12 protein-coding genes are annotated in these 13,538 nt (G+C 62.2%); 4 read left to right on the forward strand and 8 right to left on the reverse strand.

Translation table 11 applies throughout. The features are described 5' to 3' along the window. Positions 1 to 4: 4 nt before the first annotated feature. On the reverse strand, positions 5 to 574 hold the full coding sequence (locus tag N4Q37_RS23105; protein ID WP_260961992.1) for a HutD/Ves family protein: 570 nt from the start codon (positions 572 to 574) through the stop codon (positions 5 to 7). After that, positions 571 to 1,320 carry a histidine utilization repressor gene (gene hutC, locus N4Q37_RS23110; protein WP_260961994.1) on the reverse strand — a complete coding sequence of 250 codons (750 nt, stop codon included), beginning with the start codon at positions 1,318 to 1,320 and terminating at the stop codon, positions 571 to 573. Before hutC ends, N4Q37_RS23105 begins: the two co-directional genes overlap by 4 nt. Positions 1,321 to 1,424: 104 nt before the next feature. Here hutC and N4Q37_RS23115 point away from each other — a divergent pair, with 104 nt between their 5' ends. Continuing rightward, positions 1,425 to 2,789, forward strand: a complete 1,365-nt coding sequence (locus N4Q37_RS23115) for a formimidoylglutamate deiminase (protein ID WP_260961996.1) — start codon at positions 1,425 to 1,427, stop codon at positions 2,787 to 2,789. A gap of 50 nt (positions 2,790 to 2,839) precedes the next feature. On the opposite strand, the gene N4Q37_RS23120 is transcribed toward N4Q37_RS23115, so the two are convergent. Next, on the reverse strand, positions 2,840 to 3,409 hold the full coding sequence (locus N4Q37_RS23120; RefSeq protein WP_260961998.1) for a lipocalin family protein: 570 nt from the start codon (positions 3,407 to 3,409) through the stop codon (positions 2,840 to 2,842). A gap of 29 nt (positions 3,410 to 3,438) precedes the next feature. Beyond that, positions 3,439 to 3,693, reverse strand: a complete 255-nt coding sequence (locus N4Q37_RS23125) for an outer membrane protein assembly factor BamE (RefSeq protein WP_260962000.1) — start codon at positions 3,691 to 3,693, stop codon at positions 3,439 to 3,441. A gap of 284 nt (positions 3,694 to 3,977) precedes the next feature. Between N4Q37_RS23125 and N4Q37_RS23130 the strand changes: the two genes are divergently transcribed. From N4Q37_RS23130 to N4Q37_RS23140, 3 genes are all read left to right on the forward strand, one after another. Beyond that, a complete protein-coding gene (locus tag N4Q37_RS23130) occupies positions 3,978 to 5,870 on the forward strand; it encodes a methyl-accepting chemotaxis protein (RefSeq protein WP_260962002.1) in 1,893 nt (630 codons plus the stop codon). A 134-nt stretch (positions 5,871 to 6,004) separates the two neighbouring features. Continuing rightward, complete coding sequence (locus tag N4Q37_RS23135) at positions 6,005 to 6,277, forward strand: type II toxin-antitoxin system Phd/YefM family antitoxin (protein ID WP_260962004.1); 273 nt, start codon at positions 6,005 to 6,007, stop codon at positions 6,275 to 6,277. Beyond that, positions 6,274 to 6,606 (forward strand): type II toxin-antitoxin system RelE/ParE family toxin, encoded by a 333-nt coding sequence (locus N4Q37_RS23140; RefSeq protein ID WP_260962006.1) that lies wholly within the window; start codon positions 6,274 to 6,276, stop codon positions 6,604 to 6,606. Before N4Q37_RS23135 ends, N4Q37_RS23140 begins: the two co-directional genes overlap by 4 nt. 7 nt (positions 6,607 to 6,613) lie before the next feature. Here N4Q37_RS23140 and N4Q37_RS23145 read toward each other — a convergent pair whose 3' ends face one another. The 4 genes from N4Q37_RS23145 to N4Q37_RS23160 all read right to left on the reverse strand — a co-directional run bounded on the left by N4Q37_RS23145 (position 6,614) and on the right by N4Q37_RS23160 (position 13,407). Continuing rightward, positions 6,614 to 7,204: a DUF924 family protein gene (locus tag N4Q37_RS23145; RefSeq protein ID WP_260962008.1), complete on the reverse strand. Its 591-nt coding sequence runs from the start codon at positions 7,202 to 7,204 to the stop codon at positions 6,614 to 6,616. Between the two features lie 3 nt (positions 7,205 to 7,207). Next, positions 7,208 to 8,218 carry a class 1 fructose-bisphosphatase gene (locus tag N4Q37_RS23150; RefSeq protein ID WP_260962010.1) on the reverse strand — a complete coding sequence of 337 codons (1,011 nt, stop codon included), beginning with the start codon at positions 8,216 to 8,218 and terminating at the stop codon, positions 7,208 to 7,210. A gap of 174 nt (positions 8,219 to 8,392) precedes the next feature. Continuing rightward, on the reverse strand, positions 8,393 to 9,769 hold the full coding sequence (locus tag N4Q37_RS23155) for a DUF3999 domain-containing protein (protein ID WP_260962095.1): 1,377 nt from the start codon (positions 9,767 to 9,769) through the stop codon (positions 8,393 to 8,395). 32 nt (positions 9,770 to 9,801) lie between these two features. After that, entirely contained in the window at positions 9,802 to 13,407 is a 3,606-nt protein-coding gene (locus N4Q37_RS23160) for a DUF2339 domain-containing protein (RefSeq protein ID WP_260962011.1), read from the reverse strand. Positions 13,408 to 13,538 lie beyond the last annotated feature (131 nt).

The raw sequence follows: 13,538 nt of genomic DNA on the forward strand, positions 1-13,538 counted from the left end.
GAAATCAGTGGGCCGTCAGCTCAATCACGCAGCATTGACCGTGGGTCGAGACATCCACCAGCCCAGTGTTACCGCTCAGTTGCAAACAGTCGTAAAGACCCAAACCAACGGTGGATTCACCCACTTTGAGCGTCAGCCCCGGGGCCGCACTGAATACCAGCAGCGTCTGCGCCTCGCTGAAAAACCGCTGCTGACCGCCCATCCATTGCAACCGTGCGCGGTAACGCTGTGGCGCGTAAATCAGGTTGAAGTCGCGAATCGGCCCGCCGAGCAAGGTGCAATGCACATGGCTCTCGCCGCTGAACGCAAAGGGATCCAGCGGGTGCAGTGGCCGCGTGGTCTGGCCATCGACGCTCAGCGTCATGCCGTCACCCTGCAAGACACTGATGATCCGCTCGTAACCGGCGAACGTGGAAAAACCGCCCGACTCGCCAATGTCGGCAATCGACAGGCGCCAGCCGAAACCTTCCAGGCCGGCGCCGGCATCACGAGTGATTTCCTCGGTGCTGCCGCCGCCGTTCTTCCATGGCATGCGTGGGTAATCTGCTGCGCGTAAAACTTTCAACTGGCTCATTTATGAAAACGCCCTTCCAGGCTGTGACGGGAACCGGGATGGATCAAGCGTGCAGCAGTCACCGGCTGGCGCCCGGACCAGGTACGGCGGCGAATCAACAGGCACGGCTCGCCTCGCTCGATCTGCAACAACTTGCATTCGCTGGGCTCGGCCAGGATCGCTTCGACCACATGCTCGCCTTCGGTCAGCGGGGCGACCTGGTTCAGGTAGGCGTAGGGCGTTTGCAGGGTGAAGTCTTGCTTGAGGTACTCGGGCGCCACCAAGGCGTTGACGAAACGGTCCTCGATTTGCACGGGAATATCGTTTTCGTAATGCACGATCAACGAGTGGAAGACTTTCTGCCCTTCGCGCATGTCCAGGGCCATGGCCCGCTCGGAACCGGCCGCTTCTTCCTCGAGGGTGACCACCTTGCAGGTGTGCCGATGGCCGCGGGAGGCGATTTCGTCGGCGATGTTATGCACTTCGAACAACGCCGATTGACTCTTGGGCTCGGCGACGAACGTACCGACGCCCTGCATGCGCACCAACAGGCCATCGGCGGTCATTTCCCGCAGGGCGCGGTTGATGGTCATGCGACTGAAACCCAGTTGGTTGACCAGTTCGCTTTCCGACGGCACGCGGTAATGCGGCGGCCAGTTCCCACTGTCGATCTGCTGGGTAATCATTTGTTTGACGCGGGCATACAAGGGCGCCGGACTGTCACCCAGGTTGGCGGCCAGCGGCGGTTTGGCAGGCGGAGTCGGCACGGCAGTTCCCTGTTCTGCAAATAAGAAGGCTAGCTTGCCGGAGTTTACCGGCCAGGCAAACGTCTGTATATGTATATACAAATTACACAAAACGAGGTTGAACCATGTCCGCCTTCTTTGCCGAACGCGCGCTGCTGCCTAGTGGATGGGCCAACGATGTACGTCTTGAAGTCGATGCCAATGGCGTGCTGACTCATATCCAGGCCAACGCCCAGGCTGAAGGCGCCGAACGGCTGGGCGGCCCGCTGTTGCCGGGCATGCCGAACCTGCACTCCCATGCCTTCCAGCGGGCCATGGCCGGGTTGGCGGAAGTGGCGGGCAATCCCAACGACAGCTTCTGGACCTGGCGTGACCTGATGTACCGGCTCGTCGGAAAAATCCGCCCGGACCAACTCGGCATCATCGCCCGGCAGCTGTACATCGAAATGCTCAAGGCCGGTTACACCTCGGTCGCCGAATTTCATTATGTCCACCACGACATCGACGGCGCGCCTTATGCCGATCCGGCCGAACTGTCGTTGCGCATCAGCCACGCCGCCAGCGCCGCAGGCATCGGCCTGACGCTGCTACCGGTGCTTTACAGCCATTCCGGTTTTGGCGGCCAGGCACCCAATGACGGGCAACGCCGATTCATCAACAGCAGCGAGAACTACTTGAAGCTGCAGTCGCGCTTGCAGCCGATCCTGGCCGGGCAACCCTCCCAGGCGCTGGGTTTGTGTTTCCACTCCCTGCGCGCCGTGACGCCCGGACAGATCCAGGAAGTGCTGGCCGCGAGCGACCGTCAATGCCCGGTGCACATCCACATCGCCGAGCAACAGAAGGAAGTCGACGACTGCCTGAGCTGGAGCGGTGCCCGTCCGCTGCAATGGCTGTATGAAAACGCCGAAGTGGACGAACGCTGGTGCCTGGTCCACGCCACCCACGCCAACGCCCAGGAAGTCAGCCTGATGGCCAAGAGCCGAGCGATTGCCGGCCTGTGCCTGACCACCGAAGCCAACCTGGGGGACGGGATTTTCCCAGCCGTGGACTTCCTCGCCCAAGGCGGGCGCCTGGGCATTGGTTCCGACAGCCATGTGTCATTGAGCGTGGTGGAAGAACTGCGTTGGCTGGAATACGGCCAGCGCCTGCGGGATCAACGGCGCAACCGCGTGTATCGGTCGGATCAGCCGATGGTCGGACGGACCTTGTTCGATGCGGCACTGGAAGGCGGCGCCCAGGCCCTGGGGCAACCGGTCGGCGCCCTCGAAATCGGCAAGCGCGCCGATTGGCTGGTGCTCGACGGCCACGACCCGTACCTGGCCACGGCCCAGGGCGACGCGATCCTCAATCGCTGGCTGTTTGCCGGCGGGGACCGCCAGGTACGCGATGTGATGGTCGGTGGACGCTGGGTGGTGCGCGATGGCCGTCATGCCGGCGAAGAGGAAAGCGCCCGGGCATTTACCCAGGTGCTACGCGAACTCCTGGGCTGACCCCGATAAAAATGGTGGGAGCAAGTTCGCCCCCACCGTTTTTGCGCAGGTCAGTCCGACGTCTTGGCCATCTGCCGGTCCGACGCGCGCCAGATCAGTCGCGAGGTGTCGTAGCCCTGCTGACGCGCCTTGCTCAGCAGCTCTTCGCGCACGATGCTGTTGACCGTGGGAGTACGGGACAGCAGCCACATATAACGGCGGCTCGGGTCACCCACGATGGCGGTCTTGTAGTCATCGCTGACGTACAACACCCAGTATTGGCCTTTCGACACACCCGGCACGATCCGTGAGAACCAGGTATCGAATTCAACCCAGAGCTTGTCGGTCTTGCCCGGCACCTGGGGCGTAGCAGTGCCCTTGGCTTCCTCCCACTGCCAGTCCGAGGTCAGGCAGCGATTGAGCACCCCCAGGTTGCCATCAGGCTTGAGGGTGTAGTGGGCTTCGGATTGCGCACAGTTGCGCTGGAAGTACATGGGCAGGCGGGCCAATTCGTACCAGGTCCCTTGGTAACGCTTGAGATTGACGCTGTGGACCGTCTTGGGTGCCAACGGATCTTCGCCGGTGGTGGCACAGCCAGCCAAAACCAGGCCAGCCAAAAGCACAAACACTAACCGCATCATTATTTTTCTCCCGGGCCTGCGGCCCCGGTTTACTTCAGGCCTTGGCCGGAAAACATCAATACTTTGTCACCGGCATACTGCACGCTGATAAAGCTCTTCTGGTCGCCCCAGGTACAACTGGACATGCCAAGCGCGCCCGAACAATCGGCCGGTTTCCCCAGTAACGTTTCGACTTCGGCCTTGGACATGCCGGCCGACAGCTTCGAATAGTTTTCCTGGTTGATCTTGCTGCATGCCGTCAACACGACGCACACAAACAACAAGGCGATAGATCGCAACGACATGGTGTAACTCCTGGGACGGAAGGGGGATGGCAGGGTGCCAACCAGAAGCTTAGAAGAGAAAACCCCGGTCTGGTTCCCCGGCAGCTTCGCTATTTATGGGGTGTTTTGTAGGTATTTCGTCGGCAAATCAATCAGTTTGTGACGCTGTCGTGCATTTCGTCGGGTTCGACTCTTTGACGCCTGAACTCTGGCGGCGTGGGGCCGATAAAAAGGACAGCGTGAAACCTCGCCTTATGGCAAATTGGCATCCCTTCCTGACCAGCACCTGTGCGGTAGCGTTCTTAATGACCAGAAACATGAAATTCAGCCACAAAATCCTGCTGGCCGCCGCCCTCGTGGTCGCCATCGCATTCGCCTGTTTCATCCTGTTCAACGACTATCGTCAGCGCGAGAGCCTGCACACCAGCACCGAGGCCTCCATGCAGGAACTCGGCAGCCTGACCAGCCGTAACATCCAGACGTGGGTCGAAGGCCGCATCCAGTTGCTGCAATCGCTGGCCCAACAGATTGCCGTGGACGGCAGCAGCGCCGACAGCCTGAAACGCGCCGTGGGCCTACCGGCCTACACGGGCAACTTCCAGCTCAGTTATTTCGGCGGCACCGACGGCGTGATGTTCTCGGTCCCGGCGGGTAATCGCGCCGCCGACTACGACCCGCGCGCCCGTGGCTGGTACAAGGCCGCCAACAGCGCACAGCAAACCATCGTCACCGAACCCTACATCGCCGCCTCGTCGGGCAAACTGGTGATCACTGTCGCCACCCCCGTGCAGCACCAGAACCAGATGATTGGCGTGGCAGGCGCGGACATCGACCTGTCGAGTGTCAGCGCCATCATCAACTCGCTGAATTTCAGCGGCCACGGCCATGCGTTCATCGTCAGCGCCGACGGCAAGATCCTCATTCACCCCGACAGCAAGCGCGTGCTCAAGACCCTGGCCGAGGCCTACCCCAACGGCGCGCTTCAGGTCAGCCCGGGCATGAAGGAAGTCGAACTCGACGGCAAGGCCCAGTTCATCTCGTTCACCCAGGTCAATGGCGTACCGGGAGCCAACTGGTACGTGGCGCTGGTGCTCAACAAGGACACCGCACTGGCGATGCTCAGTGAGTTCCGTACGTCGGCGCTGATCGCCATGGTCATCGCCGTGGTGTTCATCATCGCCCTGCTGGGCATGTTGATCCGCGTGCTGATGCAACCGCTGCTGACCATGGGCCGCGCCATGCATGACATCGCCGAAGGCGAAGGCGACCTGACCCGGCGACTGACCATCCACGGCCAGGATGAATTCGGTGCGCTGGGCACTTCGTTCAACCGCTTTGTCGAGCGCATCCATACCTCGATCCGCGAAGTGGCCTCGGCCACCGGCCAGGTCAACGAAGTCGCCCTGCGGGTGGTCAGTGCGTCCAACTCGTCGATGTTCAACTCCGACCAGCAAGCATCGCGCACCAGCAGCGTGGCCGCGGCCATCAATCAGCTCGGTGCCGCCGCCCAGGAAATCGCCCAGAACGCCGCACTCGCCTCGCAACATTCCAGCGATGCCCGCAACCTGGCCGAAGACGGCCAACAAGTGGTGGATAAAACCATCACCGCCATGCAGCAACTGTCGGCCAAGATCAGCGATTCGTGCGGCAACATCGAAACCCTGAACAGCAATACGGTGAACATCGGCCAGATCCTCGAGGTGATCACCAGCATTTCCCAACAGACCAACCTGCTGGCCCTGAACGCCGCCATCGAAGCGGCCCGCGCGGGTGAAGCCGGGCGCGGCTTTGCCGTGGTGGCCGATGAAGTGCGCAACCTGGCCCACCGCACCCAGGATTCGGCGCAGCAAGTGCAAAAGATGATCGAAGAGTTGCAAGTCGGCGCCCGCGAAGCGGTCCTGACCATGACTGACAGCCAGCGCCAGAGCGAAAGCAGCGTCGGCATCGCCAACCAGGCCGGCGAGCGACTAGGCAGCGTGACCCAGCGCATTGGCGAGATCGACGGCATGAACCAGTCCGTGGCCACCGCCACCGAGGAACAGACCGCCGTGGTGGAGTCGATCAACGTCGATATCAACGAGATCAATACGCTGAACCAGGAAGGTGTGGAAAACCTGCAAGCGACTTTGCGGGCCTGTTCCGATCTGGAACAACAGGCGGCGCGGTTGAAGCAGTTGGTGGGGAGTTTCCGGATTTAAAGCCTGGGCTGACCCTATCGAGAGCCTGCTCGCGATAGGGTCCAATCCCGCTGGGGACCGTTTAGTCAACACGACCTGACGCAGGACTGAATTAGGACTAAACTCAGTCCACTCAGCGTTGAGAGGTTCCCATCATGAAGCTGTCATCCCAGATCAAACCTATCAGCTATTTGAAAAGCCATACCGCCGAAGTCGTAAAGAGCATCACAGAGACCAGGGAGCCCTTAGTCATCACTCAAAATGGCGAAGCCAAGCTCGTGGTCATGGATGTGAAAAGCTTCGAAGAGCAAGAAGAAACCATGGCGCTATTAAAGCTGTTGGCTATGGGTAATAAGGAAATCGAGGAAGGTAAGTACCGGGATGTCGAGGATGTCTTCGCGGAACTGGACGCGGCCGACGAACGATGAGTTTGAAGATCGTCATCCTCCAATCGGCTGAGACAGATCTCAAAGAACTGCGCGTTTATCTGACCGAACGGTTTTCTGTTCAAACATGGCAAAGCACCCATGCCAGTCTGAAGGCTGCGATCCGTCATTTGGCGACACTCCCTTATGCGGGGTCGATCCCGGACGAAATAGAAAAGCTGAATCTTGGTCAGTATCGGCAGGTCCTGTCAGGAATGAACAGGATCATTTATGAAGTGCGAGGCCAAACGATCTACATCCACATCATTGCCGATAGCCGCAAAAGCCTCCCCGCGTTGCTCATGAAACGGTTGCTTCGAGGCAATCCATAAACAGCCGCTAAAAGCGCGACCCAGGTCCGCTCAAGAACTCCACTTCCTCAACCGTAGACTCCCGCCCCAACACCCCATTGCGATGGGGAAACCGTCCAAACCGGGCAATGATCTTCTGATGCCGTTCGGCATAATCGAGATTGTCTTCGAACACCGCCGCTTCCGGCTGCTCTCGGACCAGGTCGATAAACCGTGACACGGCTTCGTTCTGCACGGCGAGGTTCTCGCAGTGTTCAAGCACCAGGTAGATGAACACGCGCTGGATGGGTTTGAGTTGTCGGTCGAAACCCGTCGCCAGTCCCTGGGCCACCAACGCTTGGGCGCGCAGATCGCCGGAGAAGGCTTTGGGTGTGTCGCGAAAGATCATTCGCGGCAATTGATCGAGCAACAGCACCAGGGCCAGCCAACCTTCCGGGCGTTGCGCCCAATCGGTCAATCCGCCGGCCAGTGCCTGCTCGACCCGATCGCCGAAGCGCTCTTGCGCCTGGCGATCATGGCCTTTACCAAACCATAGCTTGTTCTTGTCAGCCGCTGTTTCGTCCGGTGTATCGGCTGAACCAAACCACCAATCGAGTAACGGCTGCCAAGGCTCGGCCATGGGTTATTCCTTGTGATAAGCCGTGGCGCGGGCAACTTCTTCCTTCGAACCGAGGAACACCGCCACGCGCTGGTGCAGGCCTTCAGGCTGGATGTCGAGGATACGCTGGTGACCATCGGTGGAAGCGCCACCCGCCTGCTCCACCAGGAACGACATCGGGTTGGCTTCGTACATCAGGCGCAGCTTGCCCGGTTTGTTCGGCTCGCGGCTGTCGCGTGGGTACATGAACAGGCCGCCACGGTTCAGGATACGGTGTACGTCGGCGACCATCGCGGCCACCCAGCGCATGTTGTAGTTCTTCTTCAACGGCCCTTCTTCACCCGCCAGCAACTCGCTGACGTAGCGCTGCACCGGGGCTTCCCAGTGACGCTGGTTGGACATGTTGATGGCGAATTCCTGAGTGCTTTCAGGAATGGTGATGTTCTCATGGGTCAGCACAAAGCTGCCCATTTCACGGTCCAGGGTAAAGCCTTTCACGCCATCGCCCAGGGTCAGCACCAGCATGGTCTGTGGACCATAGATGGCATAACCGGCCGCCACCTGCTTGGTGCCTGGCTGCAGGAAAGCCTTTTCATTCAGGGCTTCGTTCTGGCTCAGGTATTCGTTGGGGCAACGCAGCACCGAGAAGATCGTACCGACCGGCGCGTTGATGTCGATGTTCGACGAACCGTCCAGTGGGTCGAATACCAGCAGGTAGGCGCCCTTGGGGTACTTGCCCGGGATCTGGTAGGCATTGTCCATTTCCTCGGACGCCATGCCGGCCAGGTGACCGCCCCACTCGTTGGCTTCGAGCAGGATCTCGTTGGACAGCACGTCGAGCTTCTTCTGCACTTCGCCCTGCACGTTTTCAGTGCCCATGCTGCCCAGGACACCACCCAACGCGCCTTTGGAAACGGCGTGGCTGATTTCTTTGCACGCACGCGCCACCACTTCGATCAAAAAGCGCAGATCGGCAGGGGTATTGTTGCTGCGGGTCTGCTCAATCAAATAGCGACTCAAGGTAACGCGGGACATGGACGGCTCCGAAGAATAGGGGGCGGAAAACCCGCGCAGTTTAGCGCGAGTCGGGACTTAATTCCTCCTATGAGACGGGATATGGAGGATTGAGTTCACGAAGGTGGTGGTGGCTTGAGAATTTAGCTGGCCGGACGCCGGATCGCGAGCGAGCTTGCTCGCGACGGCGACGCCTCAATTCTTGACCGGCGGCTTACGCAACAAACTGAACGCCATCCCCCCGAGCGCGAGCACGCTGACCAGCAATACCGCCCATAAACCGATTTTCTTCCACGGGGTGCCGGCCGGCGCAGCCGTGGAGGCCGTGCTGGTCACCACAGTCGAGGCGGCGCTTGCATTCACCGTCGCCGTCCCCAGCTTCGCCAGGCGAGAGGGCTTGTAATCGGGCACCAGCGTAGTCAAGGGCAGGCTCGCCGCCTTCACCGTCGAGCTGCCCAGCGCCAGGCTGTAGGGGCCTTCGCCGCGCGCCAGGAACACCACTTGGGTCGGGCGCACGGCAAAACGCAAGGCCGGGGCTTCGGCGCCCAGGCCGCCACCTCGCTCATCCACCGTCAGCTTCAATTGCTGCACCGTCTGGCCGGCCAGTTGCAGTTGGTTCTGCTGCACGTCCTGGCCATTCTGCGTCAGCCTGTAGAGCAAGCCGCCGCCCAACGGTTGCCACGGGTGGCTGCTTTCGCGCCGACCGGCCAGGGTCACTGGCGCCAGGCTGTTGGCCTGGCTCAGCTCGACCTGCACCTGTTCGACGTTCAGCCCCATGGGCAATTGCCAGGTGTATTCGCCCGCCTTGGCCGAACTGCCGGCCAATGGCTGCGACCAGACCAGCGGCAACGGCACGCTTTCGCGGCTGGCGCTTTGCAGTTGGGCCGAAGTCAGCACGGGCGCGGAGGAAGGAGCCTCCCACAACAGGCGCAGATAACGCGCCGATTGCCCCGGCAGGCTCACTTCATGTTGCTCGACCCGCTCATCGGCAAAGGTCAGCCGCGCCACTTGCCCTTCGCCCCACGCCTGCCAATGCTGCAAGTCGTCGCTGGCTTCGATGCTGAACCGCTGGAAACCGTCGCGCTCGCTGGTCCAATCGAGAATCAACTGCTGCAACGGCGCCTTGATCGCGCTGGCATCGAGCAGCCAGCCACGCAACTCTTCCTCTCCCGCTTCGAGTCGGCTGGACGGCTGGACTTCCACCAGGGTGCCGTTGGCGTTGGACTGCACCCGCACGCTGGGCGCGCGCTCGTTATCGTCGGCGGCGTTGTACAGCGGGAACCACTTTACCTCCGTGAGGGTGCGGTTTTCCCGGCTCTGGGCCGATTCGCGCAGCAACGCATAGGCCTGGGCCTGGCCGGCGGCGTTGAACACCCGCAGGTCGCTCAGATCGGTCTGGCGCGCGTGCAACTGGACCTCCAGCGGCAACGGCAAGCGATACCACGGCCCCTCGCCACTCAAGACCAACGGCACCTGATGGGTGAAATCCGCCGGTTGCTCCTGGGCCACGGCCGACCATGCCGCCCACAACCCGACCACGCCCAGCCCGATCCGACTCAACTTGCGACTCAACTTGCGACTCAACTTGCGACTCAACTTGCGACTCAAGATGACACTCCCTCATTGACAGGCATAGGCGGCTCTTGCTGCGCGACCGTCTCCGGGCGCTTGGGCGGCAGCGGCGCGAAGTAGCCCACCACCAACAGCAATACGCCCACGCCGATAAACGACACGATCCGCGCCAGACCGCCACGGTTACTCAATTCGACAAAGAACAACTTGGCGACGACCACGGCGATCAACACCGCGCCGACCAGCCACACGTCCCGACGATGGCGCAAATGACCGCCGATCATCAGGCCCAGGGCAATCAGGGTCCAGACAAGGGACAACCCGGCCTGGACGAACATCGACTCGAGCAGCGCATCCAGCTCGAACGGCACGCCCATCCACTGATGGGCACTGCGCATCACCAGGGCGGTGAAGAACGCGAACAGCGACACGCCGGCGACCGACTGGGCGATGTGGCCGGTGCGCGCCCAACGGCCCGTCGATTGCGCCATAGCGTTGCGGGCCCACACATAGACACCGAACAAAGCAAACAGCAGGCCCAGTTCCAACGGGTTGAGCAACGGCACATAAGGCAATGGCTCCGCGGTGCCGTCGCTGAAGGTGTTGGTCAGCCAGAACCAACCGAGCATCAACAGGGCCATCGGCGCCGCCGCGTAGAGACGATACTCCCGTGGTTGCGCCGAGACCGGCCACGGCCAGCTACGCGGCGTGGCCATCAGCACCAGGTAAAGGCCCGGCAAGATCGCCCAGGCCAACCAACGCCAGGCGTTGTATTGCTCGGACAGCAACAGCAGGCCGTAACGCAACTCCAGCATCAACACCGCCATCAGCAACCAGCAACCCAGTACGTGGGCGGTGCTGCGCACCTGGGCCGGCAACATCGGCGCCAGGCGCTTGAGAGACAGGAAATGCACCGCGAACACCGCCAGCCAGGCCAGCCAGCCGAAATCCGCGGCCGGGTGATAGCGACTGTGCCCCGTTGCCACCAGCACACAACCCGCCGCCGGCATCAACAAGGTGCACAGCAGCCCCAGCGCCGACCACTGCAAGCGCAGCGCCAACACGCTCCACACCGCTACACTGATCGCCGCGAGGGCCAGAAGCCAGGCGCCTTGCAGGTTTTCCGGGGCAAAGCGCAGCACTTCGCTGATCCACGCCAGCGCCCACCAGCCCGCCCCCCAAACCAATAGCAGCTCGGACAAGCGCCGCAAGCTCAAGGCCTCGAACACTGCCGCGGCATGTCCCCGCTGCAAGCGCCACGCCCCCACCAGCGCGGCGAGCCCGAGCACCAACGGTGTCCAGAACCCGTTGTGCGCCAGTGGCCGCAGCCCTTCACTGTCGAGTGCCCCCAACAGGCCCGGCCCAGCCACCAGGAACGCCGCCCCACCCAGCAGTTGCAACAGCAGGCCGAAGACGAAACTCACGCGCTGTTTCAAGTACAGGCTCAGCCAGATGATCAACAGACCGCTGGCCGCCCACACCCCGCTCGCCGTTTGCCAGGGCAGCACGAACAACACCGCGAGGTTGATCAGCACCAGCCCCGCCAGCAACACCACCGACAGGCCGCGCAACAAGCGAACGTCATTGCGCACCATGTCGTCGCGCGCCGCCAACAGCATGCCGCCGATCAATGCCAGGCCGATCAGCGAGGCACTGAGCAAACCGTTCCAGCCGGCGCTGAGTACCGCCGCCGAATCGCCCGCATTGCTTTGCAAGCGCAGCAGGAACAACGCGCCACCTAACAATTGCACGGCGAACGCAGTGAACAGGAACGTGCGCGATTGCAGGCGCAGGCCGACAAACAGGGTCGCCAGGCCGGCCAGGGCCCAGGCGATCGCGGTGACGTGGGTGAAGAAAAACAGCGGAGCCAGCAAATACAGGAAACCCAGACCCAGGACCGCCAGCACCGGCAACCCCTGGCGCTCCCAGTTCGAAGAATGCTCCGGTGCGGCCCGGCGCAGTTGGTCGAAGGTAAACAGCAAGGCGATGCCTAGCATCAGGGCGCCCAACGGCGCGCCGTCGAGCAGGCTGCCTTCGCCAGGCCGCAGCCCACTGATAAAGGCCAGTGCCGAGCCCAGTTGCAGCAACAAGGCAAAAGCCCGGGCGAGAGGTCGCCGCTGACGCAGACCCAACCAGAAGATCCCGGCGCCCTCCACGGCCCAGGCCGCCGAAGTCCAGCGGGCATCCAGGCCCAACGGAATCGCCAGGCTGGCGAAGATCACCCCCAGGGCGAGGCAGGTTTCGGCCAGCAGCAAGGCGCGACCGCCCATCAAAATGCGCGCCAGGCCCATGTAGAGCACGCCCAGGGCCAGGGCGCTGAATGCTGCGGCGAATTCGAAGTGCTGCACCAATGCGAACTGCAAGCCGAAGCCCACCAGCGGCGGGCCGAACAACATCGTGCCGTCCACGTAGTCGCCCTGGCGCGCCGACCAACGCAACAGCGCCTCACGGCTGGCGTCTTCAAGCGTATCGCTCGTTTCCAACAACTTGCGCCGGGTGAACAGCAGGCCGATCGCCAGGTAAATGAGGAAGAACAGGATCAGGAACGGTTCGGTGCTCCAGAGCAATTCTGGCCTATAGGAGCGCAGCCCCCAGGCGAAACCGATGCCGAAAGTACCGACAAAGCCGATCAGGTTGAGCAGGCGCCAGGCCTTGAACCAGGCGATGGCGAGAATGCCGGCGTTGAGCAGGATGAAATAGCTGAACAGCGCGACGTGGTTGCCGCTGCCGGTGGAGGTCAGGATCGGCGCGGCAAACCCGCCGAGCGCCGCCGCTGCGGCCAGGCCCAGGGCGTTCTGGGTCACCGCCAGGATCGCCGAGAACACGGTGACCGCCACCAGCAGGCCCAGGGCCGCTTTCGAGTCGAGCAACGGATGCAGGCGCATGGCGGCGAACACGGTCAGGTACAGCACCGCGATCCCGGTGCCCTGGAGCATCAATGCAAAATAACCGTTACGTTGGCGCAACCACCAGCCCAGGCCCAGCAGGCCCAACGCACTGGCCGCGACGCCGGCGTAACGCAACTCGATCGGCACCACCATGCCTTCGGTGGCATAACGCAGCAAAAATGCCAGGCCGAGGAACAACAACACCACGCCGACCCGCAGCACCGTGTTGCCGCCGAACAGCCAGTCGCGGGCGCCTATCAGTGCACGATCGAAAAAATTCGGACCCTTCGGGGCCCGCGGCTCCGTCGGGGCCGGCTCATCGGCGAGCGGCGTGGAAACCACGGACTCCGCACGCCAGATGGTCTCGGGCAGAGGCTGGCTCGCGTGTGCGGCCAGCGCCGGAACGGGCTCAAGCTCTGGCGGCAACTCCCAGACGAGTTCGGGCTCCGGTTCGGCGCGAACCTCGGGCTCCGGCGCTGGGGCCACGACAGTTTCGGCGGCTGGCGGCGGCTCATTCGGAGCGGCGACCGTACCGCGTTCGAGCACGGCCAGCCGCGCCTGCAGTGTGACCAGGCTCTCCTGGGTCGTTTGCAAAAGGGCCTGTTGCTTGACGGCTTGGGCGTCGAGGCGGCCCAGCCGAAACGCCTGGGCGATGCCAAGCCCCACCAGCGCGCCTATCAGCGCATCGGCGAACGACTCATCCACCACCCAGCCGAGTGCCAGGCCCAACAGCGTCAAGATCCATTGCATGGTCGATATCCCTAAGCGGCCCGTTGCGGGCAGAACCGGGGGTGATGCGGCGCCCGGCGAAACTGTTGCCTAGTATATCGACGAAGCCCAACCGCCGTTGGGCTTGGCTCACATTTCTTGTAGCAGCCGCC

It is taken from the genome of Pseudomonas citri, from assembly GCF_025336485.1.
GTDB lineage: Bacteria > Pseudomonadota > Gammaproteobacteria > Pseudomonadales > Pseudomonadaceae > Aquipseudomonas > Aquipseudomonas citri.

Bases quoted from the DNA above. Each gene is read 5' to 3' on its own strand.
- N4Q37_RS23125 (WP_260962000.1), bottom strand. From the start codon at position 3,693: ATGTCGTTGCGATCTATCGCCTTGTTGTTTGTGTGCGTCGTGTTGACG.
- N4Q37_RS23105 (WP_260961992.1), bottom strand. From the start codon at position 574: ATGAGCCAGTTGAAAGTTTTACGCGCAGCAGATTACCCACGCATGCCA.
- N4Q37_RS23150 (WP_260962010.1), bottom strand. From the start codon at position 8,218: ATGTCCCGCGTTACCTTGAGTCGCTATTTGATTGAGCAGACCCGCAGC.
- N4Q37_RS23135 (WP_260962004.1), top strand. From the start codon at position 6,005: ATGAAGCTGTCATCCCAGATCAAACCTATCAGCTATTTGAAAAGCCAT.
- N4Q37_RS23145 (WP_260962008.1), bottom strand. From the start codon at position 7,204: ATGGCCGAGCCTTGGCAGCCGTTACTCGATTGGTGGTTTGGTTCAGCC.
- N4Q37_RS23140 (WP_260962006.1), top strand. From the start codon at position 6,274: ATGAGTTTGAAGATCGTCATCCTCCAATCGGCTGAGACAGATCTCAAA.
- N4Q37_RS23160 (WP_260962011.1), bottom strand. From the start codon at position 13,407: ATGCAATGGATCTTGACGCTGTTGGGCCTGGCACTCGGCTGGGTGGTG.
- N4Q37_RS23130 (WP_260962002.1), top strand. From the start codon at position 3,978: ATGACCAGAAACATGAAATTCAGCCACAAAATCCTGCTGGCCGCCGCC.
- N4Q37_RS23115 (WP_260961996.1), top strand. From the start codon at position 1,425: ATGTCCGCCTTCTTTGCCGAACGCGCGCTGCTGCCTAGTGGATGGGCC.
- N4Q37_RS23120 (WP_260961998.1), bottom strand. From the start codon at position 3,409: ATGATGCGGTTAGTGTTTGTGCTTTTGGCTGGCCTGGTTTTGGCTGGC.